General features: G+C 53.6%; 20 protein-coding genes. 7 read left to right on the forward strand and 13 right to left on the reverse strand.

The window, feature by feature from the left end:
* Positions 1-37: 37 nt before the first annotated feature.
* Positions 38-301 (forward strand): hypothetical protein, encoded by a 264-nt coding sequence (locus METH11B_RS0115975; RefSeq protein ID WP_020483886.1) that lies wholly within the window; start codon positions 38-40, stop codon positions 299-301.
* Between the two features lie 168 nt (positions 302-469).
* Here METH11B_RS0115975 and METH11B_RS0115980 read toward each other — a convergent pair whose 3' ends face one another.
* Genes METH11B_RS0115980 through METH11B_RS0115990 form a run of 3 tightly spaced genes read right to left on the reverse strand, consistent with a single transcriptional unit; the run spans position 470 to position 4,277 of the window.
* Complete coding sequence (locus METH11B_RS0115980; protein WP_026602878.1) at positions 470-2,422, reverse strand: transglutaminase TgpA family protein; 1,953 nt, start codon at positions 2,420-2,422, stop codon at positions 470-472.
* Between the two features lie 2 nt (positions 2,423-2,424).
* Positions 2,425-3,375, reverse strand: coding sequence for a DUF58 domain-containing protein (locus tag METH11B_RS0115985; RefSeq protein ID WP_026602879.1), 951 nt, complete (start codon positions 3,373-3,375; stop codon positions 2,425-2,427).
* Positions 3,372-4,277 (reverse strand): AAA family ATPase, encoded by a 906-nt coding sequence (locus METH11B_RS0115990; protein WP_026602880.1) that lies wholly within the window; start codon positions 4,275-4,277, stop codon positions 3,372-3,374. The genes METH11B_RS0115985 and METH11B_RS0115990 overlap by 4 nt, the downstream gene beginning before the upstream one ends.
* 146 nt (positions 4,278-4,423) lie before the next feature.
* Here METH11B_RS0115990 and METH11B_RS0115995 point away from each other — a divergent pair, with 146 nt between their 5' ends.
* From METH11B_RS0115995 to METH11B_RS0116015, 5 genes are all read left to right on the forward strand, one after another.
* Positions 4,424-4,765: a TraR/DksA family transcriptional regulator gene (locus METH11B_RS0115995; protein WP_020483882.1), complete on the forward strand. Its 342-nt coding sequence runs from the start codon at positions 4,424-4,426 to the stop codon at positions 4,763-4,765.
* 116 nt (positions 4,766-4,881) lie between these two features.
* Positions 4,882-5,919 carry a type IV pilus twitching motility protein PilT gene (locus METH11B_RS0116000; RefSeq protein WP_026602881.1) on the forward strand — a complete coding sequence of 346 codons (1,038 nt, stop codon included), beginning with the start codon at positions 4,882-4,884 and terminating at the stop codon, positions 5,917-5,919.
* Positions 5,920-5,934: 15 nt separating this feature from the next.
* The gene (locus METH11B_RS0116005; protein ID WP_020483880.1) at positions 5,935-7,068 is read left to right on the forward strand and encodes a PilT/PilU family type 4a pilus ATPase; all 1,134 of its coding nucleotides are present in this window, start codon (positions 5,935-5,937) and stop codon (positions 7,066-7,068) included.
* Between the two features lie 17 nt (positions 7,069-7,085).
* Positions 7,086-8,267, forward strand: a complete 1,182-nt coding sequence (gene mltB / locus METH11B_RS0116010; RefSeq protein WP_026602882.1) for a lytic murein transglycosylase B — start codon at positions 7,086-7,088, stop codon at positions 8,265-8,267.
* Positions 8,268-9,058: 791 nt separating this feature from the next.
* Entirely contained in the window at positions 9,059-9,568 is a 510-nt protein-coding gene (locus tag METH11B_RS0116015; RefSeq protein WP_026602883.1) for a PEP-CTERM sorting domain-containing protein, read from the forward strand.
* A 56-nt stretch (positions 9,569-9,624) separates the two neighbouring features.
* On the opposite strand, the gene METH11B_RS0116020 is transcribed toward METH11B_RS0116015, so the two are convergent.
* The 3 genes from METH11B_RS0116020 to polA all read right to left on the reverse strand — a co-directional run bounded on the left by METH11B_RS0116020 (position 9,625) and on the right by polA (position 14,261).
* Positions 9,625-10,161 (reverse strand): REP-associated tyrosine transposase, encoded by a 537-nt coding sequence (locus METH11B_RS0116020; protein ID WP_026602884.1) that lies wholly within the window; start codon positions 10,159-10,161, stop codon positions 9,625-9,627.
* Positions 10,162-10,561: 400 nt separating this feature from the next.
* Positions 10,562-11,461: an MBL fold metallo-hydrolase gene (locus tag METH11B_RS0116025; RefSeq protein ID WP_026602885.1), complete on the reverse strand. Its 900-nt coding sequence runs from the start codon at positions 11,459-11,461 to the stop codon at positions 10,562-10,564.
* A 22-nt stretch (positions 11,462-11,483) separates the two neighbouring features.
* Positions 11,484-14,261, reverse strand: coding sequence for a DNA polymerase I (gene polA, locus METH11B_RS0116030; RefSeq protein ID WP_026602886.1), 2,778 nt, complete (start codon positions 14,259-14,261; stop codon positions 11,484-11,486).
* A gap of 167 nt (positions 14,262-14,428) precedes the next feature.
* Here polA and METH11B_RS0116035 point away from each other — a divergent pair, with 167 nt between their 5' ends.
* Positions 14,429-15,034 carry a Uma2 family endonuclease gene (locus METH11B_RS0116035; protein WP_036277675.1) on the forward strand — a complete coding sequence of 202 codons (606 nt, stop codon included), beginning with the start codon at positions 14,429-14,431 and terminating at the stop codon, positions 15,032-15,034.
* Here METH11B_RS0116035 and METH11B_RS0116040 read toward each other — a convergent pair.
* The 7 genes from METH11B_RS0116040 to METH11B_RS26895 form a co-directional block, all read right to left on the reverse strand.
* Positions 15,031-16,263, reverse strand: a complete 1,233-nt coding sequence (locus METH11B_RS0116040; protein ID WP_026602888.1) for a PepSY-associated TM helix domain-containing protein — start codon at positions 16,261-16,263, stop codon at positions 15,031-15,033. The two genes, METH11B_RS0116035 and METH11B_RS0116040, sit on opposite strands and share 4 nt — an antisense overlap.
* A gap of 144 nt (positions 16,264-16,407) precedes the next feature.
* Complete coding sequence (locus tag METH11B_RS0116045) at positions 16,408-18,924, reverse strand: TonB-dependent siderophore receptor (RefSeq protein WP_026602889.1); 2,517 nt, start codon at positions 18,922-18,924, stop codon at positions 16,408-16,410.
* A 215-nt stretch (positions 18,925-19,139) separates the two neighbouring features.
* Positions 19,140-20,144: a FecR family protein gene (locus METH11B_RS0116050; RefSeq protein WP_331280433.1), complete on the reverse strand. Its 1,005-nt coding sequence runs from the start codon at positions 20,142-20,144 to the stop codon at positions 19,140-19,142.
* A 120-nt stretch (positions 20,145-20,264) separates the two neighbouring features.
* Entirely contained in the window at positions 20,265-20,780 is a 516-nt protein-coding gene (locus METH11B_RS0116060) for an RNA polymerase sigma factor (RefSeq protein WP_026602892.1), read from the reverse strand.
* A gap of 161 nt (positions 20,781-20,941) precedes the next feature.
* Positions 20,942-22,192: a dicarboxylate/amino acid:cation symporter gene (locus tag METH11B_RS0116065; RefSeq protein ID WP_026602893.1), complete on the reverse strand. Its 1,251-nt coding sequence runs from the start codon at positions 22,190-22,192 to the stop codon at positions 20,942-20,944.
* A gap of 197 nt (positions 22,193-22,389) precedes the next feature.
* Positions 22,390-22,926 (reverse strand): REP-associated tyrosine transposase, encoded by a 537-nt coding sequence (locus tag METH11B_RS0116070; RefSeq protein WP_026602894.1) that lies wholly within the window; start codon positions 22,924-22,926, stop codon positions 22,390-22,392.
* 196 nt (positions 22,927-23,122) lie between these two features.
* Positions 23,123-24,295: a hypothetical protein gene (locus METH11B_RS26895; protein ID WP_026602895.1), complete on the reverse strand. Its 1,173-nt coding sequence runs from the start codon at positions 24,293-24,295 to the stop codon at positions 23,123-23,125.
* Between the last annotated feature and the right edge of the window lie 164 nt (positions 24,296-24,459).

Here is a 24,459-nt window from a genome sequence, read left to right on the forward strand (position 1 = left end):
ATGTCTCTTTAACTTGCTGGAAACAGGGTTCCGATTCATGAATACTTTGATCTACTACAGTTTTAACGTAATGATTTTGGCGGTGATTATATTGATCGTCGGTATGATCAAGCCCAAGTGGATACTGCTGTGGATGGATAAACCCGGCCGCCTGCCTATCATGGCTATCGCCGGCGCGATATTTATGGCCGGTGCGGTGATGTTCGGCGAAGGCAATAAACAAAAACAACAGGAACAAGCCGCTGCAGCGGCCAAGCAACCTGCGCAAAAAGCGGGTGAAGAGGTGCCGGATTTGCATTAATCCGGTAGGGACGAATTTATCCGACCTCTGTTTAGTGCGAATGAAGTCTCACCTAATCAATTTATAGTCATCGCACTGCAAATTTCGCTTTTTTGATTCCCTCACCCCAGCCCTCTCCCAAAGGGAGAGGGAGCAGATGTGCCGAAACTTGAAGTGGGAAAGGTATAATTAAACCCGAAAGCTAGTGACCAGCATTTTTAAAACCCGCAAATCCTCGATTTTGCTGTCGTTTTGGTAGCGTAAGCGAATATAAGTCGCGGCAATCCGCTCAATTGCTTCGGCCAAATCCGGGCGCAGTTCTTTCGCGCGCTCGGCGACGGTTTGCGGGCCGTCGCCAATTTCAACTCTTAAGCCGGCTTTACCCAACTTGGCGCAAAACTGCCGGTACAACACCAGGGCAGGGTCTTGGCGGCGCAGGTTGGGCCGCAACAAGCGCCAAGCCAATACCCCGCCGACACCGGCAACGCTAATCAACAGCCAATAACCGAGCTTGACGAAATTATCTATCCCCAGGCTTTGTAAAAACGCTCTCTGATTAACCGTGTCGTAATTGATGATCCAGCGTTGCCAGTTGTAATCGACGCTTTGCCAGAGTTGCCGGCCGCGTTGCAGCCAGGATAAGGTTTTTGCGTCGAGTTGGATCGGGCTGAAATTAACCGCGCCGCTGGCGATTTGTAAATCCACATTCACCCCGCGTTCGATGCGTTCCGGGGCGATGGCGGCGGTCGGATCGAATCGTACCCAGCCGCGCCCGTCCAACCACGCTTCCGCCCAGGCATGCGCGTCGGCCTGCCTGATCTCCAGAAAGCCGCCGACGTCGTTGATCTGTCCGCCTTGATAACCGCCCACCACCCGGGCCGGAATCTCCGCCACCCGCAGCAAATACACGAAGGCCGTGGCGTAATGGCTGCAAAAGCCAGCGCGGCGCTCGAACAAAAAGGTCTCTATGGGTTTATCCGGCATCGCCTCCGGACTAAGGGTGTAATGAAAATGTTCCTGGCGAAAATGCTGTAACAGATTGCCGATAAATAACTCGGGCTGTGCTGGCTGGCCTTGTAACTGCTTAACCAGTTCGACCACTCTGTCCGATGGTTTGCCAGGTAGTTGCAGGTTTTCCCGGCGCTCGAATTTGCTGATACCGCCAGTGTTATAAATAGGCGACGAGCTAAGCCGATACTCGGCGCGGTCGCCGGGGTTTTTATTAGTGATTAGCTGATATAAACCGTTGCGGCGTAACCCGCCGCCAAACTCGGTGGGCATCTCCAGCGCAAACACCCAGTTTTGCTTCTGCGGCTCCATCATCAGCGTGTAAGCATAGCTCGGATCGCTGAACGTGAGTTGATCCGGGTTGTTCTCGCGGCCCAACACCGGTGGCGCGCGCCAGCTTACTCCGTCGGTACTGGCGTAAATCGGTCCGCGCCAATAGCGCTGGGATGGCGGCGGCAGATTCCCGTCGAATTTGACCCTAAACACCAGTTCCGGCGACAGACTTAATTCGGCAATCGAGCCGGGTTCCAAGGTATTGCTCAGACCACTTTTGGCGCGGGTATCGTCGTCCAGCCAACTCCAATGCGGCGCTTCCAGACGCGGAAACAACACAAATAGCACCAAAGCTAGCGGCAGGCTTTGCATAATAATTGCCGCCGAAGTTTTTAAAGCCGCCAGCGTTTGCGGCGTCTGACTGTTTTGCGTAATCAAAGTAGCCAGCAGCACCCCACATACCAGCAGAATGTAGAGCGCCATCAAAATGCTTTCTTCGTACAAAAACTGCGTCACGGCAACGATGAAAGCCAGATAAACGATCACATACACATCGCGCCTGCCGTGAATTTCCAGCAACTTTAAACCCAGCGCCACCACAAACAAACTGGTACCGGCATCCCGGCCAAATACCGAGTGTTGCTGACTGTAAAGCAACCCAATACCGATCAACATCAACAAAAATACCGCGAACCGGTTCGGTAAATAGTGAGGTCGCCAGATGCAGAGCAAGCGCCAAAGCAGCAGTAGCGTAAAAAAACCGAACAATAGCGGCGGGATATGCCAGGCATGCGGCAACGTGATTAGCCCTATCGAACCCAGCATAAACAACATCAAGCGCGTGGAAGGCAGAAACGGCATGCTCAAAACAGCGCCAAGGCTTGCAGACAGCTACGATAATGCGCGGCGCCGTTGTCCGGCGGCAGACGCAAGCCAGGCAGCAGCAAGCCGTAGCGTAACCCGGTCTGTTCGGCGTCCACCACCCAACGGCACAACTGGCTGAGGCGCTCTTCGGTGTGATGGCCCGGTGCCTGTTGATAATCCAGCCACAACTCGCTGGAACTGGCACCGCTGTAGTATTTACTGTGCACACCTTGGCCTTTGGCGAAGGCTTTCCAATGGATTTGCCGAATCGCGTCGCCCCTCTGATAAACTCTTACCCCGTCAAACTCATCGCCGCTGCGGCGGTTTTGACCTGGCCTATCCTGACCTCCGTCGCTATCTGGAAACGGCAGTTGCTGGCTGGCCGGCTTGGGATACACCAGCAGAGGGCTATCAAACCGCAGCGGTGCCCAAGCTCGAAATAAACCCAAGGGGTAGGTACTGGAAAGGGTCAGCGTACCCGGCAACTGCCAGCCGCGTTGCTGGGTGGATTGATACAGTGTGACGGTTTGGCTTTGCTCGGCGGCTAAGCTGATAGACAGCTCGGATTGCAAAGTCAGATCGACAGCAAAACGCGGCTGGGAACCCGGATTGCTGATCTGAAAACGAAACGGCCCGGCTTGGCCGGCAAACACTGCCTGCTGGCGGGCGGGTTGAATTGTTAATCCCGCCAAGGCTTTAAAGCTGTGCAGGATGGTCACGAAAAAAATGCTGGCCAGCAAAAACCCCAGTAAATAAGCCAGATTATTGTTGTAGACAAAGCCGATCAGTACCAGCAACAAAATCAACAATACAAACGCCAAGCCGCGTTGCGTCGGCAAAATAAACACCCGCCGCTGCGTCAACACAATCGGCCCGGCGGTTGGAGCCTCGCCGCTAAAAAAGCGCGACAGTTTAAGGCGCTGTTTTAAAGATAAGGCCGCTTCGGTCAAAGTACCGGCACATGCTTGAGAATAGGGGCGACGATGGCCGCCGAGTCGTTGGCGCCCACGTTCAAACGATGCCCGGCCACCGCCGGCAATACCGCTTGCAAGTCTTCTGGCAGAACGGCCTTGCGCTTATCGATCAGCGCCCAAGCCTTGGCGGCGGCCAACAATCCCAGGCCCGCGCGCGGCGAGAGACCAGCGGCAAAGTCCGTGGATTGGCGGCTGAAGGCCAGAATGGCTTGCAGATAATCCAGTAAGGCCGGCGACACATGCACCTGATCCGCCGCCTGTTGCAAGTCCGTTAATTGCGCGGGCAGTAACGCGACTGGCAATTCGTCGATCAATACATGCCGGGGTTGGCCACTCAGCAACTCGCGTTCGGCCTGCCGGCTGGGATAACCCAGTTCAATGCGCATCAAAAACCGGTCTACTTGCGATTCCGGCAATGGGAAAGTGCCGATTTGATGGGCCGGATTTTGGGTGGCTATGACGAAAAACGGTTGCGGTAAGGGATAGGTACGGCCTTCGACCGTCACCTGCCGTTCTTCCATCGCTTCCAACAAGGCACTTTGCGCCTTGGGTGTGGCCCGGTTGATTTCGTCGGCCAGGATCATTTGTTTGAAAATCGGCCCCGGATGAAAACTGAATAGCTGCTGATGGGCATCGAATACCGAGGAACCGACGATGTCGGCCGGCAAAATATCGCTGGTGAATTGAATCCGCTGATATTCCAGACCAAACAAGCGCGCCAACGTGTGAGACAGCGTAGTTTTGCCGACACCGGGAATATCCTCGATTAGCAAATGTCCCCTGGCTAACAGACAACAAACCGCCAGGCGAATTTGTTGCTGTTTACCGAGAATGACTTGATTGGCGGCGGCGAGTAAGCGATCGAGAGCAAGGTCCATTGTGCAAAAGGCAAGAAAGGTCAATGACTCGAGTATAGATCAGCTTGGTTGCACCTGCTATCGGCTTCATTGTATAAACCAGGGATTGACTATCCGGCCGGCAGAAGCCGGTTATTAAACCATGCAGCCCTGCTGCGGAGAGTGCCATGAAAGACTATGCAGATGTACGCGACCAATTATTGAACATGCTGGAAGACCTGGACGATAGACTGGGGAAAATCACCGAAGACGTCAGACACACCGATAAACCGCTGGCCCAGGACTTTTCCGAACAGGCTGTCGAAACCGAAAACGACGAGGTATTGGACGCTCTGGGCAACGCCACGCGCGACGAAGTCGAAAAAATCAAACAAGCCATTTCCCGTATCGATGCCGGCACCTACGGCATTTGCCTGAGCTGCGGCGAACCCATTAAAAAGGAACGCTTGGCTGCGGTGCCCTACGCCAATCAATGCATTCGCTGCGCCGAAAAAAGCCAGCACCGCTAAGCCGATAGACCTCTCGCCAGCATAAGGGTTGCTGCCATGGACGAATAAGCCGGCCGGTTTTGAATTGTGTACTATCCTTGCCGACGATCATTCCTTTTATTGCCGGGACATAAATCATGGATATCGCCGAACTATTGACCTTTTCCGTCAAAAACAAAGCCTCCGACTTGCATCTTTCCGCCGGCTTGCCGCCGATGATCCGGGTGGACGGCGACATCCGCCGCATCAATATCCCGTCGTTAAATCATAAGGAAGTCCACGCGCTGATTTATGACATCATGAACGACAAGCAGCGCCGCGATTACGAAGAGTTTCTGGAAACCGACTTTTCTTTCGCGCTGCCCGGCGTGGCCCGCTTCCGGGTCAACGCCTTCAATCAGGATAGAGGCGCCGGCGCAGTATTCCGGACCATTCCGTCCAAGGTATTAACACTGGAAGAACTGGATGCGCCCAAGTTCTTCGCCGAGCTTTGCACCAAACCGCGCGGCCTGATTCTAGTGACCGGCCCGACCGGTTCCGGTAAATCCACCACGCTGGCGGCGATGGTAAATCACATCAACACCAACGATTACGCACACATCCTGACGGTCGAAGACCCGATCGAGTTTGTCCATGAAAGCCAAAAATGCTTGATTAACCAGCGCGAGGTGCATCGCGATACGCTGGGTTTTAACGAAGCCTTGCGCTCGGCACTGCGGGAAGACCCGGACATCATCCTGGTCGGCGAGATGCGGGACTTGGAAACCATCCGCCTGGCCTTAACCGCCGCGGAAACCGGCCACTTGGTGTTCGGCACGCTGCATACCACCTCGGCCGCAAAAACCATAGACCGGATCATCGACGTGTTCCCCGCCGCCGAAAAAGACATGATCCGGGCGATGCTGTCCGAGTCCTTGCAAGCGGTTATCTCGCAAACCCTGTTGAAAAAAGTCGGCGGCGGCCGGATCGCCGCCCACGAGATCATGGTCGGCACACCGGCGATTCGCAACCTGATCCGCGAAGCCAAGGTGGCGCAAATGTATTCCGCGATCCAAACCGGCCGCAAAGACGGCATGCAGACCCTGGATCAAAACCTGAAGGAATTGGTCGACAAAGGCTTGATTACTGCGAAAGGCGCGATGGTTAAAGCCGTCAACAAAGACATGTTCCGTTAATTTTAAGGAGGCGTCATGGACTTTAAAGCGCTATTGGCCCTGATGGTTGAAAAGAAAGCGTCCGACCTGTTTATCACCGCGGGCCGGCCGCCGTCGATGAAAGTCAACGGCAAAGTCATCGAAGTGTCCAAAACCATTTTGAACAGCGAACAGACCATGATGCTGGTCCTCAGCATCATGTCGCAACGCCAACGCGACGAGTTTGAAAACACCCGCGAATGCCAGTTTGCTTTGAGCGTCCACGAGTTGGGCCGGTTCCGGGTCAGCGCGTTTACCCAACGCGACTCCGCAGGCATGGTGTTGCGCCGCATCGAAACCACCATCCCCAGCGCCGAGGACTTGCATCTGCCGCCGGTGTTGAAAGAATTGATCATGTACAAGCGCGGTCTGGTGATGTTCGTCGGTGCCACCGGCACCGGTAAATCCACCTCGCTGGCGGCCTTGATTCGGCACCGCAACGAAAACAGCAGCGGCCATATCATTTCCATCGAAGACCCTATCGAGTTTATTCATCCGCACAAGGGCTGCATCATTACCCAGCGCGAGGTGGGGCTGGATACCGAGTCTTTCGAAGTGGCTTTGAAAAACACCTTACGCCAAGCCCCGGACGTGATTCTGATCGGCGAGGTCAGAAGCCGGGACACGATGCAACACGCCATCACCTTCGCCGAAACCGGCCATTTGTGTGTCTGTACCTTGCACGCGAATAACGCCAACCAAGCCATAGACCGCATTCTGCATTTCTTCCCGGAAGAAATGCACGGCCAGTTGTTCATGGATTTGTCGCTGAATCTGCGCGGCATTGTCGCTCAGCAATTGATTCAACGCGCCGACGGCAAGGGCCGCTACCCGGCCATCGAGATTCTGCTGAATACGCCTTTGGTATCGGACATGGTCCGCAAGGGCGAAGTGCACAAACTAAAAGAGCTGATGAAAAGCTCGCGCGAGCACGGCATGCAGACTTTCGATCAAGCGCTTTACGATCTGTATACAGCGGGTAAAATTGGTTACGATGACGCGTTGCACGCTGCCGACTCCCGTAATGAGGTGCGCCTGATGATCAAGTTGGGCGCCGAGAACGTCAATTTCGAAACCGCCGGCATGACGCTGGCCGAAAACGACGACGAGGGAGGCAGTCTTTTTAAATAATCCTGGATATAGCTCGCTTGTATACATTTAGTCCTAGTAAAGTCTCGCTACAAAACGCCGGTTCGGCACTGTTAATTGCATTGCTGGCGGGCTGCGCCTCGCAGCCGCCGGCCGGCGATAAAGTAAATTCTCGCGTCCGTACGCCTACCCAACAAACCGCGCCCAACCAGTCGCGCCAAGCCACGCCTGACCTGCGGCCGTTTGCCAGCGTCGGCGGCTATCATGCCACGACAGTCAGTGGCGATTACGCCGGCTATCCGGCCCTGACGCAATTCATCGAGCAAATGGTGCAGAAACACGGCTTCAACCGTGAATATCTGCAAGGCTTATTCTCGCAAGCCAAACGCAAGCAATGGACGCTGGATTACCTGGCCAAATCGGACCAGGGCATGAAAGGCAAACCCAGCAAAGGCGGCTGGACCCGTTATCGCGCGCAATTTCTGGACGACCGGCATATCAACGCCGGCATCAGCTTCTGGCAACAGCATCATGCCACCCTGCAACGCGCCAGCCAGCAATACGGCGTACCGGCCGAATACATCCTGGGTATCATGGCGGTGGAAACCACCTTCGGCAGTTTCGTCGGTAACCACAGAATCATCGATGCCTTGACCACCTTGGGTTTTGATTATCAGCGACGCGGCGAGTATTTCCGCAGCGAACTGGAAAACTTTCTGGTAATGAGCCGCACAGAAGGCCTGGACCCCGGCAAACCGGTCGGCTCGTTCGCCGGCGCGATGGGCCTGGGCCAATTCATGCCCAGCAGTTTTCTGCAATGGGCGGTAGACTTTAACGGCGACGGCCGCCGCGACCTGTGGAACCCGGAGGACGTCATCGGCAGCGTAGCCAACTACTTTGCCCAGCACGGCTGGCAAGCCGGCAAACCCATCGTCTCGGCCACGCGCGGCAGCTTTAGCGGCATCGACAGTTTGGAGCCGGGCGCGGACCACGCTTATCCTTTGGATACCTTGGTTAAAGCCGGTGTAGAACCGGCTGACACCTGTGCTTGCGATTATCCGTTGCGGCTTTTGTTGCTCAGGCATCAAAGCAAGGATGAATATTTATTGGGGCATCCTAATTTCTATGCGATTACGCGCTACAACCAGAGCACGCATTATGCGATGGCGGTACATGAGTTGGCGTTGGCGATTAGGAAAGGGTATCAGAGGGTGGCTGTTAATCGGTCTGATGCTGGGTAGGGTTTGGGGGTTGTGTCGCTGGCGCGACGGCTGGTTTTGATGTCGGTTTCACGAAACACATCCATGCGTTTCGCCCTGCGGGTGCTCCGCATGCAAATCGGCTATCCTGCCGATTTGTCGGCCCGACAGCCGAGATACTTTCTTTTGCGTGGCCAAAAGAAAGTATCCAAAGAAAAGGCCACCCGGATGCCGCTTGTTCCCTGCGCTCCTCGCCTTTGAACGGGGTCGCCGAAAGGGGCTTCCTGCCCCTTCGGCAACGCGATGCATCCCTGCATCGCCCCTAAAGGGCTAATCCGTTCAAAAGCTCCGGTGCTCGGCGCGGCATACGGGAGAACCTCCGTCGTGGGATTGGTGGAGTAGCTCCGAATAGCAAAGCGTATTCGGAGGAATGAGGGGGCTTCCAATCATCGTTTGCGTTATTAGCAGCAGTACATACTCCCAAAGATTTAATTCAACATGCGTCCGATTACGCTGTGCTAATCGGACCTACCGCGCTGTTCCGTTCAAAAACTCCGGTGCTCAGCGCGGCATACGGGAGGAAACCGTCCCGTGATTTGGAATTTGTTTAGTATTGGAAATCGTGGGGTACAACAGCGCCAGCGTATTACACCAATTCAAAGACCTACATCTGGTAATACGGCTAACGCATATTACACCCTAAGTTTGCGACGAGTTAGCAATCAAGCTAGGATGCTTTAGAAATCTACTGCATGTCATAAAACGATAACAAACATGCATGTAAATCAATGATATTTTACGCGCAAATATTTTAATTTTAAGGATGATAAGCCATGAAAACATTCAATAATATACTGCTTACCGTACTAATTATCTTTCCATTCGTAACAAACGCGGCATCTGTTAAATTTATAGAAATTGGAAATGACGGCGACGGTAACAGCTTCGTATTTAATTTCTCATGGGACACCGCGACCAATTCCGTAACTGGTATTCAATCCTACATAGAATACAACGATAATGGTCTTACTCCATCCGTGGAGCTTTTCGAACCAGAGTTTACATGGAACCCCAATCTTTTCTTGACTCCAGTCCCAACAGTTGGCGCAGTGATATTTAAGGATTTTTCGGGGCTATTCGCTTTTTTCATGTTAACTGGCAATAATAACCTTCCAAATACGAGTAACTTCCCCAGCTATAACTACGCTGTAAACGATGGGAGCACGGATCACCAGTGGTTCGGCTATCAAACTACTGTAAGCCAAATTCCGGAACCTACGTCTATTGCGTTGTTAATCTCAGGAGTATTTGGTTTTGCCGCATCTAAAAGAAAGCCTGATTAGTTCACCTCGTTCCCACGCGCCGCGTGGGAATGCAAACCAGCCGCGCCGCGGTCAGATCAAAACCAATCCCTATAAACCGGCAACAATCCTTCCTGCCCCGCATAATTCCGCGCACTCGAATAACGCCAATGCTCCGGTAAATCGACATAACCGCGTTTGACCGGATTCAGGTGGATATAGTCCAGTTTCTGCCGCAAGACGTCGGGGTTATCGATCAACTGTGGATGACTACCTTCTTCCCATAACTGGTAATCCCGATCAGTTTTATGCGCCTTGCGGAACCAGTTCAATTGCATTAACAAGCGTTCGGAGTTAATGGCTTGCAAATAATCGATCAACTGGCGTGCGGTGTAAGATTTAAAGTGAGCTAGTTGATTGGGTAAATTGTCAGCTTGTACCAGCAAGTGCAAGTGGTTTTCCAGAATGACGTAGCCGTAAATTCGCCAATTGTGCTGTTGTTGGCGGTAAAACAGGGCGTCCAGCACGATTTGTACAGTAGCCGGTCGGGTGAACAATGGTATCCAGTTCAGGACGGTGCAGGTTATGAAATGTGGCTGTTGGGATTGGAGAATGCGGTAACGGCTGCGGCCCATGGGTTTGACCTCTTTCGGTAGCTTCGTCGTATGTTACCGCTGGCGCGGAGAGACTTCATTCCCACGCGGCGCGTGGGAACAAGGAAATGCTAAACAACTTTCAAATCACCGGACGGTTTTCTCCCGTATGCCGCGCCGAGCACCGGAGCTTTCGGCGGGAATAGCCCGAAGGGGTGCGGCAGGGATGCCGCACGTTGACGAAGGGGCAGGAAGCCCCTTTCGTCAACCCCCGGCGAAAGCTTCGGAGCGCAGGAGATAATCGGCATCCGGGCCGCCTTTTCTTTGGATACTTTCTTTTGGCGGAGCAAAAGAAAGTATCGCGGTTGTCGGTCCGCGAACCGACATTAAATCAAACCGTCGCGCTAGCGACACAAAACACTACCGCAAAATCAGAACAAACTTATTTAGAAACCCCAGAGTCCAACAAGTCAAACCCCTCCCCCTCCCGAGCCAAACAAACCGAAACCTCACTCCCGCCTACCTGCAAAAGCGCTTGAAAAATCGCCTCCAAATCCGCATCACTCCGCGTCGGCTCATGATGCGTCAAAAACAAGCTCTTAGCGCCCGCTTGCGCCGCGAAATTCATCGCTGAGCGATAAGTACCGTGCCCCCAGCCATGCCGGTTGGCATACTCGGCGTCGGTGTAGGAACTGTCCATGATCAACGCATCGACACCAGCCATCGCCGCTATCACTTCCTCGTGCTTTTGCTCGATCAATTCCTGCATGGCCGGGTAGCCGGGATGATCGGCCTGATAGGGATTAAGTTGCGGTTCGTAATCGCCGGTAAAAAACAGGGAGCTGCCGTCGACGTCGTCGAGGCGATAACCAAAATTGTAAACCGGATGATTCAGCACCGTCGGCGTCACGCGCACGCTACCCACGGTAATAGGCGCATTGGCTTTTAGTGTGAAATAACGCACCTCGGCTTTCAACTGGGCTTCGCTGATCGGGAAATAGCTGTGCTGCAATTGCACATGCATCGCCCGCTCGATGCCTTGATGAGTCAAGGGCTCCAGGCCGCCGTAGATGTTGATGATATTGCCGGCCTTGAACATCGGCAGGAAAAACGGCAAGCCTTGAATATGATCCCAATGGGTATGGGTAATCAGGATGTGCGCGGTCAGCGGATGTTTGGGCAAGCGCTGCGCCAGCGCGTGGATACCGGTGCCGGCATCCAGAATAATTAAATCGCCGGCGCTACTGGTCACCTCGATACAGGTGGTGTTGCCGCCATATTTAACAGTGCTCGGCCCCGGCGTGGCGATTGAGCCGCGCACTCCCCAGAACTTGAATTTCATGGCCTAACAGCCTCCGCAACGCTCAATGTGCTTCGTCCCAATTCTCGCCGCTACCCACTTCCACCAGCAAAGGCACATGCAGCTCGGCGGCAGAGGACATGATGCCGCGTATGGTTTCCATCTGTTCCGTCAAGCGCGCTTCCGCTACCTCGAATACCAGTTCGTCGTGTACCTGCATGATCATTTTAACGTCCGGGTTATCCAGACCGATCCATGCGTCGCAAGCCAGCATTGCCCGTTTGATGATGTCGGCGGCGGTGCCTTGCATCGGCGCATTGATGGCGGTGCGCTCGGCATATTGACGCATAGCGGCGTTGCGGGAATTAATCTCCGGTAAATACAGGCGTCGGCCGAAAATGGTTTCTACGTAGCCTTGCTGCTTAGCCAGTTCGCGGGTGTTATCCATATATTGCTTCACGCCGGGGTAACGGCTGAAGTACAGATCGATATAGGCCTGAGCCTGATTGCGCGGCAAGCCCAACTGCTGCGCCAAACCAAACGCCGACATGCCGTAGATCAAGCCAAAATTGATGGCCTTGGCCGAGCGGCGTAAATCGTGAGTAACCTGATCCAGCTCCACTTCGAACACTTCCGCCGCCGTGGCGCTATGCACGTCCACCCCTTGCGAAAACGCTGCCAGTAAGCCGGCATCGCCGGAGAGATGGGCCATGATCCGCAGCTCGATCTGCGAATAGTCGGCGGCGACAATTTTATAGCCGGGTGGGGCAATGAAGGCCTGCCGGATCTTGCGACCTTCTTCGCTACGAATGGGGATGTTTTGCAGATTAGGGTCGGACGAAGACAAACGCCCGGTCGCGGCCACGGCCTGATGATAAGACGTATGCACCCGGCCGGTGCGGTCGTTGACCTGTTGCGGCAATTTGTCGGTGTAAGTGGATTTGAGCTTGCTCATGCTACGAAAATCCAGAATCAGCTTGGGCAAGGCGTAATCCACGGCCAGTTCCTGCAACACCGATTCATCGGTGGACGGTTGGCCTTTCGGGGTTTTCTTCAGCACCGGCAGGTTCAGGCGGTCGTACAAGATTTCCTGAATCTGTTTGGGCGAACCGAGGTTAAACGCCGAGCCGGCCAGATCGTGGGCTTGCTGCTCGATGCCTATCATCCGGTTTGCCAGCTCCAGGCTTTGCTGGGCCAGCATCGCGCTGTCGATCAGCACGCCGTTTTCCTCGATGCGCGCCAGTACGCTAATCAGCGGCACTTCAATATCGTTATACAAAGCCCATAGCCTGGGGTGCTGTTGCAGTTGCGCGGACAAGGTTTGATGCAGGCGTAAGGTGATGTCGGCATCCTCGGCGGCATATTCGCTGGCCTGTTCGATAGCCACTTCGGCAAAGCCAATCTGCTTGGCACCCTTGCCGGCCACGTCTTCAAAATGAATGGTGTCCACGCCTAGGTAATGCTTAGCCAAATCATCCATATTGTGCTTGGTCGCGGTGCTGTTTAACACGTACGATTCCAGCATGGTGTCGTGTTGGATGCCGCGTAAGGCGATGCCGTGATTGACCAACACATGGCTGTCGTATTTCAGGTTTTGCCCCAGCTTGGCTTTGTTTGGGTCTTCGAGTAAGGGTTTCAAGGCGTCCAATACGGCTTGCCGGTCGAGCTGAACTGGCGCATCGGGATAATCGTGCGCCACGGGTAGATAGGCAGCCTGACCGGCGTCTACTGCAATCGACACGCCGACAATTTGGGCGTCGCTGTAATTCAGGCTGGTCGTTTCGGTGTCGAACGCGAATAGTTCGGCTTGCCGGAGTTTTTCCAGCCAGGTATCGAAATCGGCTTGGGTGAGGATGGTTTGGTAATTTCTGGTAAGCGCGGCCTTCGGCTCATTCTCCTCCGCGGGTAAAGGCTGAAATGAAGGGGGGCTACTTTGATTTCCCCTCACCCCCCCCTCTCCCGCTGGAGAGGGGGTTGAGCCATCGCCGTTCAAGGTTTTCAACCAACTGCTAAAGCCCAAATGCCCCAGTTGATTTTTCAGCGCTGTCATGTCCGGCTCCTTGCGCTTCAAATCGTCCAGGCTGTAATGCAAAGCCACGTCGCATTTGATGGTAGTCAGTTCGCGGGACAAAGGTAGCTGATCCAAGGCCTCACGTAGATTATCTCCAATCTTGCCTTTAATCTCGTCGGCGCGGGCGATCAAATTATCCAGGGTGCCATATTCCTGCAACCACTTGGCGGCGGTTTTCGGCCCGACTTTCGGTACGCCGGGGATGTTGTCCACCGCGTCGCCCATTAGCGCCAGATAATCGATGATTTGCTCCGGCTTCACGCCGAATTTGTCCTGCACACCCTGAATATCCATGCGGGTATTGGTCATGGTGTTTTCCAGGGTGATTTGCGCGTTCACCAATTGCGCCATATCCTTATCGCCGGTGGAAATAACCACCTCAAAACCTTGCCGCGCGGCATTTTGCGCCAGACTGCCCAGCACGTCGTCGGCCTCCACGCCATGTTCGATAATCAGCGGCAAACCCAGAGAGCGGATCAAGTCGTGCAAAGGGGCAATTTGCACGCGTAAATCGTCGGGCATCGGTGGTCTATGGGCTTTATATTGATCGTACAAATCATGTCTAAAAGTCTTGCCTGGCGCATCGAATACCACGGTGATATACGGCGTGTTGTAGTCGTTGATCAGCTTGCGCAACATATTGGACACCCCGTACACAGCGTTAGTCGGTTCGCCTTGGGCATTGGTTAAGGGGGGAACCGCGTGAAAGGCGCGAAACAGAAACGACGAGCCGTCGACCAGGATCAATTTGTTAGCAGCGGAATCGGACATGTAGAGTCAACAAGCAACAGTAGGGGTGTCGCAACGATACAGGGCCACGCTAACGGCTGCAAGTGTGTTATTACCAGGTGGCGGTGCTGAATGCTTGACTGGCATGTCTGCAATCGACTATGTTGGAACTCCACTGCTTTCAATCCGCTTTCCTCGTGAGTTCAGCCATGGCATTACCCCAAACCCAACGCCACATTAGTCTGGAAGAGTATCTTCAGGGAGAACTAGAGTCCGAAGTTAAACATCAGTTAATCGATGGGGAAGCTTATGCGATGGCGGGCGCCAGCGAAAACCACAATTTGCTCTCCGGCAATATTTTTAGCGAACTTAAAAGCAACCTAAAAGGAACGCCTTGCCGAACCTTCATATCCGACATGAAGTTGCGCGTGGCCGACGATTTTTTCTATCCCGACGTAATGGTAGTTTGCAGCGATGATAATGCAGATCCGTACTATAAAACCGCACCCACGATCATCATCGAGGTGCTCTCCAAAACCACCCGAAAATTTGATCAAACCCTCAAGCGCCTGCGCTGTCAGAATATCCCAAGCTTGCAAGAATATGTATTAATAGAACAGGACAAAGGCGAGATTCAACTGTTTAGCCGCGCGCACAACTGGCAATCGTTTTATTATTACCTGGGTGACCAGATTAGTTTTGCATCCTTAGGCATCAGCATCGCTGTCGAAGACATTTACGAGCGAGTCGACAACGAAGATGTCCTGAGTTTCTTAGAGCAAAAACAGCAAGAAGCCTTGCAATCGGCGTCTTAAACCTCTTCCCGCAAAACCGCTTTTTGCAGTCTGGCCCGGCGTTTTTTCAGCCAGATCACCACGCCGGTCACCGATAACATCACTATCGCCAAACCCAGTACGCAAACGAAAATCCGATACGGCATGCCGAACACATCGGCCATGTGCAAGGCCGCCAACCAGCTGGTGACGGTGTTGCCGACATATTGGCCGGTGGGGAGCAGCAACAGTTTTTGGACGCCGGTATTCGCATCTATTACTACGCGAGTACTGCCATGCTTCTCCTCGACGTCCGCGCTACTGCGTACGTTATACACATAAAAGCCCTTGGCTGGATTGTAGCGGAAGCCTTGCTGAGATTCGATAGTAAATCCTTGTTGGCGGGCTGCCTGATCCATCAAATCAACGGCGATACGGTACGCATCAACCCAGGCGACCGCCGGTTGTTCCAGCGGCTTTTCGAGATCGGGGAAATCGATCCACGGTTCGTGATAATCGGTGAATACCGCCCGAGTCACCGGCGCGTAAACCGTATCGGACAGATTCATGTACACACTGGACCAGGCAAACACCAATAACATGGCCCACAGCCACAAGCCGCCGGCCCGGTGCAGATCGAAGTTGATTCGATAGTTCGAACCCTGCCATTTAATTTTCCAGGCCGGTGCCCAGCGTTGCCAAAACGAACGCGATTCGCCGGCAACCGCGACCATTTTGGTTTTTTTCGCTGCCGGCAAAGTCAGATAAAAACCTACAAAACAATCTAGCGTCCATACCAGTGCGGTAATGCCTAAAATCCAGCCGCCGATTTCTTCCAGTGCCAGCGCATAATGCAACTTGTAGACGAAGGGCATCAGGTTGATCCAGCCTTCGGAAATCGCGCCCCAAGTGCGGCGACCCAGCTCTTCGCCGGTGTAGGGATTCAGAATCAGTTGCGTAAAGCCAAGTTCGTAAGGCTTACCGCTAGCCGGATCGGTGCGCGGCGCCACATCGAGATGCGCGGCATCGTGTTCCAGCCATGTTGAAACAACATTACCCTGAGGCACCAACAGTTCGGCCTTGGCTTTTAGCAAAGGCGGGCTCAAGCGCGGTAAAGACGATGCTGGCGCCGATAGCTGCGGACTGATCAAATGCTCCAGTTCGCTATAAAACGCCAACAGACTGCCGGTCAGGCCGACGATGATCAAAAACACCGTCATCGCCAGACCGGCATAACGGTGCACCAATACCCAAAAGGGACGAATTTTCATAACGGCTCCAGGATTTCCATTTCAAGCCGGCAAAGTACCGGCCATCATCGGATAAGACGTATGAGTCAGCGAAATTCCCACCGGCCTAGTCAAAGAAACCTTAGGATCGGAGTTGGAAGCCCCGATCCGCTATTGCGTTTGGAATCAAAACTCCACCCGCACCGAACCTAAAAACGTCAACGGTTCGCCGGGGCGAATATTCAGCCGATTGCTGGAATGGTCGTAATAGGTTTTGTCGAGTAAGTTGTAGACATTGAGTTGCGGGGTGATTTTGGTGCCACCGTGTTTGAAACTGTAACTAATGCTGGCATCCCAACGCGCATAACCGGGCAATTGAAAGCTGTTGGCGTTGTCGCCTTGCCGCTGACCGCGAACATAAACGCCGGTGCCAAAGTTCAAACCTCGCAAAAATCCACTGTCGATATCGTATTTTGCCCAGAGACTTCCGGAATGACGCGGTACCGAAGCAAGTTGGTGGCCGGTATTGCCGGCATTGGTGCCTACGGGATTGAAGTCGGCATCGTAGACCGTGCCGCTGTCCTTGGTGACTTTGGTATCGGTATAGGCATAGGTGCCTATCAAACTTAAGTTCTCGGTCACCCTGCCGGTTATGTCGAGCTCCACGCCGCGGCTGCGGGCTTCGCCGACGGCAACGCTGTATAGGGGATTATTCGGGTCGGTGGCCAGCGAATTTTGTTTGGTTATATGGTAATACGCCAACGTCGAACTCAGCCGGCCATCGAAAAACTCGGTTTTGATGCCGCCTTCGAATTGTGTCGCGGTTTGCGGTCCGAACGGTTGGCCGGAGGCGGAAAGGCCGCCGTTATTGCTGCCGATCGATTCGACGTAATTGCCGTAAAGCGCCAGCCACTGCCAGGGTTGATACAGGATGCCAACCCGCGGGCTGAAAAATTCGCTACGGGTATTTTTCATCGAGATTGCGGCATGCGAATTCGACGATTCGCCGCTACCATTTTCCGCCCAGTCGTGGCGGCCGCCGCCCAGAATATGCAGTTTGTCCCACAAGGTGATCTGATCCTGAAAATAGACGCCGTACCAGTTGTCTTGGGATTTATAGTAAAAGTTCTTCGCGCCGGCCAGCGCCGACAGATCGACGCCGTACGCCGGGTTGTTGATGTTGATGTCCAGGTCCGTATAAGTATCGGCATAGCCCGAAAATCCGCCGCCATCCTGACTGTTAAAACGATTTAAATCGAAGCCGACCAGTACGTCATGGTGTGCAAATCCGGTGTCGAACTTGCCGGTCAAATCCAGATTGGTACTGTAAGTCATCCGGTGTATGGGGGTATGCCACAAGCCGCGAGAAAGCGTTTGATTGTCATCCGCCAGGCTATCCGCCCAGAGTATCGATTGATGGTATTGCGCGTCGATGTATTGGAAGCGGTTTTTCAGTTTCCAATCTTGGTTGAACTGATACGACCAATCGAAACCCAACAGCACCTTATCCTGAGTATTCGGGTTTTGGCGATTGAACACCGCATCGCCCAGATAGCGATTGATCGGAAGATTGGCCGGACGATTGCCGATAGCCGGTATGCCGCTATCGCTGCCGTCTTCCACCCAGGTATCGTGCTGATATTCGATGTCGAGATTGGTTTCGAAACGGTCGTTGGGGCGCCAGCTTAGCGAAGGCGCGACGAATACATGCTCCTGATGCGCGAAATCGCGAAAGGTATCGTTGTCTTTGTATGCGATATTCATCCGGTACAACAGCGACTTATCCGCCAATAGCGGTCCCGTCGCATCGACCGTGGTGCGGTAGAGGTCGTAAGAGCCGAATTGTTGTTGTACGGAATAATAAGGCGTGTCGAGCGGACGCTTAGGGGCCAGGTTGACCAAGCCGCCGGGCTCGATGCGGCCGAATAAGATCGATGCCGGCCCTTTCAGGACCTCCACCCGATCCAGATTGGCCGTTTCCAGATGGGTAATATAAGGTTGGCGCAGCCCGTTACGATAAGTACTTTGCCCGGCATCGAAGCCGCGGATCGTGGCGTTATCGTAAAAACTATAGCCCCCCGATTGCACGCCGCTGACGTTTTTCAACGCATCGCCGACCGAAATCGCTTGTTGATCGTCCAGCACCGCGCGCGGGATCACTTGGATCGACATCGGCGTTTCCATGATGGGGGTATCGGTTTTGGTCGCGGTACTGGCGATGGGACGATTGTAGTCGCGGCTATAAGGATCGGTGAGATCATACGCAGCCGAAGCCGCCACCGTCACCGTCGGCAAGGTATTGGCACCAGACTGCGGCTCGGGTGCGGCGGCTTTTTCCAAAGTCACCGTGCCGTTGCGGCTGGATTGCACCGCCACGCCCGTACCCGCCAGCAATTTCCGTAAAGCCTGCTCCGGCGCATATTGGCCGGATACGCCAGGAGAGATAACGCCGGCGGTCAATTTGCCGTCGGCCACCACTTGAATGCCGGATTTCAGCGAAAACTCCACCAAGGCCTTGTCCAGAGTCTGCGAGCGAATCCGGTAGTCGGCCGTTTGCCCGGCCTGAGCTGTCGAGGCCGGTTCTACACCGTGCGCGACAGGGGATGCGGCCAGCGAAAGTAGCAACAGGCCGCCGGGCAGCCGGGCAGGTGTTTTGGACTTGCGCCGCGGCAAGCGGGTGGCGATAGGTCGTTGATCAGGCATTTACATCTCCGCAAGATAAATCGTCGTCAGGGTTGCTGGGCAATTCGGCCCATTAACCATCAAGGACGATGACTTGCGAAAAATCCCTGGGGAGAACTGAAAAAATTATTCAAGGCGGATAGGCATGATCGAAACTATCTGCGATAGACAGGAAAACCTCCGTTGCTCGGCACTTATTGTAGATGTGCGTGATTCTGCGCCTACGGCAGAACTTTTTATCCCAGCAACACCCAATAATCGGCAATACGCCGGGCCCGAATCCCAAAGGTTTGCTCCAGTGCGGATACCGCATCGTCCAACTTGTCGATATTAAACACCGCCGTGATCGGCCGATTCTCCAACTGCCGGTCTGTGACGATCAAACGGCCGGGGCGATAACGATTGATTTGCGCCACCACCTCGGCCAGCGGCGTTTGTACGAAGACCATTTGCCCTTGGCGCCAGGCCAATTCGCGCGGTATGTCGGCCGTTTGCTTGGCGGAGAGCCGGGCGCCTCGATAATGCGCCGATTCGCCGGACGTCAAGGGTGTGATCTGGTCGGGATGGCTTTTGGTGCTGGTTTCCACACGGCCCTCGGCGACGGTGACGGCAACATCTTCCGAACGGCGGCCGACGCTGAACGCGGTGCCGGTGACTCGGGCGCGGGCGTCGCCGGCCACCACCCAAAACGGCCGTTGCGGCGCGTGCGCCACTTCGAAAAACGCTTCGCCGCGCAGCAGCGTAACCCGGCGTTGAGCGGCGGTCATTTCGATGTCGACCGCACTGTCGGTATTCAACAGCAGCCGGGAGCCGTCGGTCAGTGTCACTAGGCGCTGTTCGCCGGTGGCGGTGTGATAATCGCTTTGCAGGTTTTGCACGAGTGCCGGTTGCAGGAGCACGGCGATCAAGCCCACACAAGCGGCAATGGCCGCCGCTACGCTAGCGGTTCGCCGGCGTCGAGGACGTTTGGTGGTGGTTGCCGAGTTGGCGGCTAAGGCCGCTTCGGCTTGCCGGCGAACGGCCTTGGCGGGGGCTTCCAAATCCGCGAACAACGCTTGCACCGTGTCCCAGGCCTCGGCATGCAAGGGGCTGGCGGCCAGCCACCCGGCAAACCGCTCTCGCTCAGCAGCATCGACATCGTCCGCGCGCAGCCGAAAAAACCAGGCATTGGCTTCGGTAAAGATGCGGTCGGAAGCGGAGGAGGATGCGATCGGGTTAATGGCGGGACTCCGGGTAGTCAGCGGCTAAAAGCTCGGTTGAACGCGATTGTAAAGCAAAGCCCGAGCCTGTTCGACCAGGTATATCGTTAGCAAGGGATATGCGAATGTGGGGGGCTGCGCCGAGTGCTATTTAAACAGCGCTCAAGTATTGGTCAAAAAACTTCGGCACAGCAGCAGCGCTTGGCGCAGATGATATTCGACGGTTCGTTCGGAAATATCCAGTCGCGCGGCGATCTGTTTGTAGCTCAGTTCGTCGGCGCGGTATAACAGAAAAATTTCCCTGGTTCTGTCCGGCAAGCTGGCGATGGCTTGTTGCAATTGTTCTCCCAGATATTGTCTGGCAACGATGTCTTCCGTGTGGGGTTTCGAGTCGGCGATGTCCGTATCCAGCGGCACCATCTCGCGATGTTGCTCGCGTTTGATACCGCGCAGATGGTCACGCGCCAGATTGGCGGCGATGGTAAACATGAAGGCATTCAGATCCAGAATTTGTCGCGGCTCTTGTTTCAAAAACCGCAGATAGGTTTCCTGCGCCAATTCCTCGGCCACTTCCCGCGAGCGGACCTGCCAATACAGATATTTTTGCAGTTGCGGGTGGCTGGCGTGAAAAAAATCGGCCAATTCCTGACTGGTGGCGGTGTTGTGTGGTTGAGTCATGCCAAATCGAATTCATGCAAGAACCCTTTTTTCAGCAAGCCACATGCCATAGCGGCGAAATGCCGGCAATATGGAGTATTCGAGTAGCCGGGGTCGTTGAATTGGGGCTAAAAACTAAGGCATATGACCAATCCTATGCGCGATATGACATAGTTATTTTGTTAGGTTCGCTGCTGTTCGGGTTGGTCGACCAAGGCTGCAATCACCAAATCGCCGCTAACATTTAAAGTGGTGCGGCACATATCCAGAAAGCGGTCCACGCCCAAAATCAAGCCCATGCCTTCAGGTGGAATCCCGACCTGTTGAGTCAAAATCATGATCAATGGCAACGAGCCGCCCGGCACGCCGGCGGTGCCGATGCCGGCCAGGATGGACATCAAAACCACCTGTACCTGCTGCCCCAGCGACAAATCCACGCCGTATACCTGGGCCAGGAACAGCACCGTAATGCCTTCGAACAACGCGGTGCCGTTCTGATTGGCGGTGGAACCTATCGTCAACACAAATCGCGCCACTTCCGGCCTAAGTTTTAAGTCCTGTTCTGCTAGTTCCAGCGAGCGGGGCAAGGTGGCGTTGGATGACGCGGTGGCGAAAGCGTAAAGATACACATCCCGACACTGCCGGAAAAAACTCAGCGGTTTGATCCGGGTAAAAAAGCGCAGCAGCATGCTGTACACCACGACTTGCTGTAGCAGCAGACCGGTCACCACCACCAGCACGTAAAACCCCAAGGAAAACAAAATGTGATGCCCGAATTTGAAGGTCGATTGAAACACCAAGGCAAATACTGCAATCGGTGCCAGTTTCATCGCGGTATCGACGATCAGCAAGCAGGCGGCATAGGTTTCTTCCAATAAGCCAACCCAGCGCGACGGCTTGTCGCCATTAGTTGCCGCCAGCGCCGCGCCGAAAGCCAAGGAAAAAAACATCAAAGACAGCATCTCGCCTTCCAGCGCTTGGGTGGCGCTGGCAAAGGGGTTCTTGGGAATGATCTCCAACAAGGATTGCACCACCGGCTTGGCTTGGGCGGCGTTTTGCTGGATTTTATGCACGCCGGTGTTATCCCCCAACATCTGCGAAATATCCAGCCCCACCCCAGGCTGGGCCAGATTGACCAACGAAATGCCCACCGCCACCGACGCCGAACTGGCCAACAGCGTAAAAAACAAAGTGCGCTGGGCCACCCGCGCCAAACCATGATGATTACTGAGTTGATACACCCCCAGCATCAAACCGCTCATCACCATCGGCACCACGATCATAAAAATCAACCTCAAGAAGATTTGGCCGATGGGCTCCATCAAGTAGCGGTTGAAAACCTGTAATGCCTCGCTGTCGGCGTAGCCATGACAGATCAAACCGGCGCAAGCGCCGAGCACTAAACTCAGTAGCAATCGGTGGTGGTTTTTCATGGCGGTTGAAGAACTGTTAGTCGGGATGGCTTGATCTTAGGGGGTTTGCGGGGATTTTGCTCGATTTATCGCTGCTAGGCTTTGTTCATCGGTTGTTAATGCATAGGGTGCAATAGGCGACAGCCGTATTGCACCGAGTGTTAGCTTTCGAAGTGGTGCAATACGCTGGCGCTATTGCACCCTATGTACTGGCGGGCTTAGTGCCATTCCTCATCGATATCCAGCAAAGCCGGAGCACTTGCCCAATCGGGGGGATATAGTCCAAGCGCCACGTAATGATGAAATGTCGAATACGGCCAATCATTAACATGTTTAACCAAACCATGTTTTAGCGGATTAATGTGGCAATAATCGATATGGGCCGCATAATCCGCTTCATCGGTGATCATATGCTCCCAAAATCGGCGTTGCCAAATGCCTCTTTCTCCTCGGGCAATTCGAGAGGCGGATCGGTTTTCCGTGGCTGGCAAAGCTTTGGAAAATGCTTGTTTGATGACTCGCCAACGGTTAGCGTTATCCTCGTCACCTTGAGGTAGTGTCCAGACGCAATGCAAATGATCCGGCAAAACCACCCAGGCATCGATGTGAAACGGCCAACGTTTACGGGTGTGCCTAACAACCTCTCGAAGCGTATCGATATGCCGAACCAGCAGGTCGTTGGAATGACGTTCCAGCAGATTGACGGTAAAAAAATAAGTCCCACCAGGTATGCGGTAACGGCGATAGTTGGACATAAATGATCCATATCCGACGAAAAGGTAGAGGATTACAGAGTATTACGCTTTTTATATTACCCGGTCGGACAGTATAGGGTGCAATAGCGCCAGCGTATTGCACCAATTCGAAAGCCAACACTCGGTGCAATACGGCGTAATGCCTATTGCACCCTTTGAGTGCGGCTTATCGGGTTGAGTTGCTCATTGCGGATTTTTAATCATCCTGGATTGAGTTGGAGTCAGTAACAATGGCATCAGCCTTTTTCTTTACTGGGCTCTGTGTAGCTGGCGACTTTGCAATAATTTCTTTTGCCGTATCACTGATTTTGTCAATAAATCCGGGAAACATCGAAAGCGCCTGCCGAGCAAGATCAGAAGATGCAAATTCATGCAAAGGACTGCCATGAGTGGTGGACTCGACCAAGCGACCTGGAAGTTCGTCTAAACGGGATAATGCAGACCCAAATAATCTTGCTTGAAAACTTGGATCTAAGTTCACTGCTTCCCGCCGGTAGCCCTCATATGCATTCGAGATTGAAGCTTTATATGCATAGTCTTCAGAAAGTCTAAACCTTTGAATAATTTGTTTTGTAGCAATCCATCCTAGCCAAACTGGAGCAGACACACTCAGAACGGTTAAAACAACATTTACCCAGACCGCCTGCCAGTTTATTTCTAAGGCTCTCATTGCTAACGCAATTTCGGCGATTCTAGAATTCCCAATATAAGCGCCTGCAAAAAGTGCCAGCATTAAAATTCCTAACCACCACCATACAGTACGGGAGAGTGCATCTGCACGTACTTGGAATGCTCCAGATAAAGTTGTAGAGGTTCCTACCCTATGCAGTTCGCGAATTTGCGTAATCAGTCTCTCGGCCTCGATTACATGATTTTTTGCAGTTTCTCGGTCGGATTCTGCCTGTTTTAGCAAAACACTGATACTTGTAGATCTCTCCAAAGATTGTTTCTGGATTTGCGCTAACTGGTCACGTGATTCCCGCAAAATATCCATGTCAGCGGGTAAAGAAACAGCAGCCTCATGTGCATCCTGAATCTCGCGAATAGTTTCAGCGAGTTTATCAATATCAGGGGCAATCTGATTTAGCGCTGCGGTATAGCCTCGAACGCGCTTAGCCAAATTTTTTGGCATAAAACTAGGATCGTCGAGTTTCGACCACGACACTGCTAAATAAGGAACTATTCGCTCATTGATTCCCAATAAAGTATTGATATAAGAAGGAACAGACTGAGCCCAATTACCGTTGAATAGATTCGGCACTGCGTTCCGATGAAGGGATTCAACCTGAGTTTTTAAGGCCGATGGAAACTCCTCGAGTCTGGATAACAACTCAGTATCTTCGCTAATCTGCTTAATGGTGGTCGCCATACTAAAAGCAATTTCAGCTAAATCGTGACGATCTAATGCTGGGGGCGGCTAATCCGTACATATCCATAAATGTTCTATCATCCGTCGAAACTTTAATTACTGCATTGCCAAGCTCCTGGAGAACGCTAGCCAATTGACTCAAAGTTTCTTTCACAATTTCCGTG

This window comes from Methylomonas sp. 11b (assembly GCF_000515215.1).
GTDB lineage: Bacteria > Pseudomonadota > Gammaproteobacteria > Methylococcales > Methylomonadaceae > Methylomonas.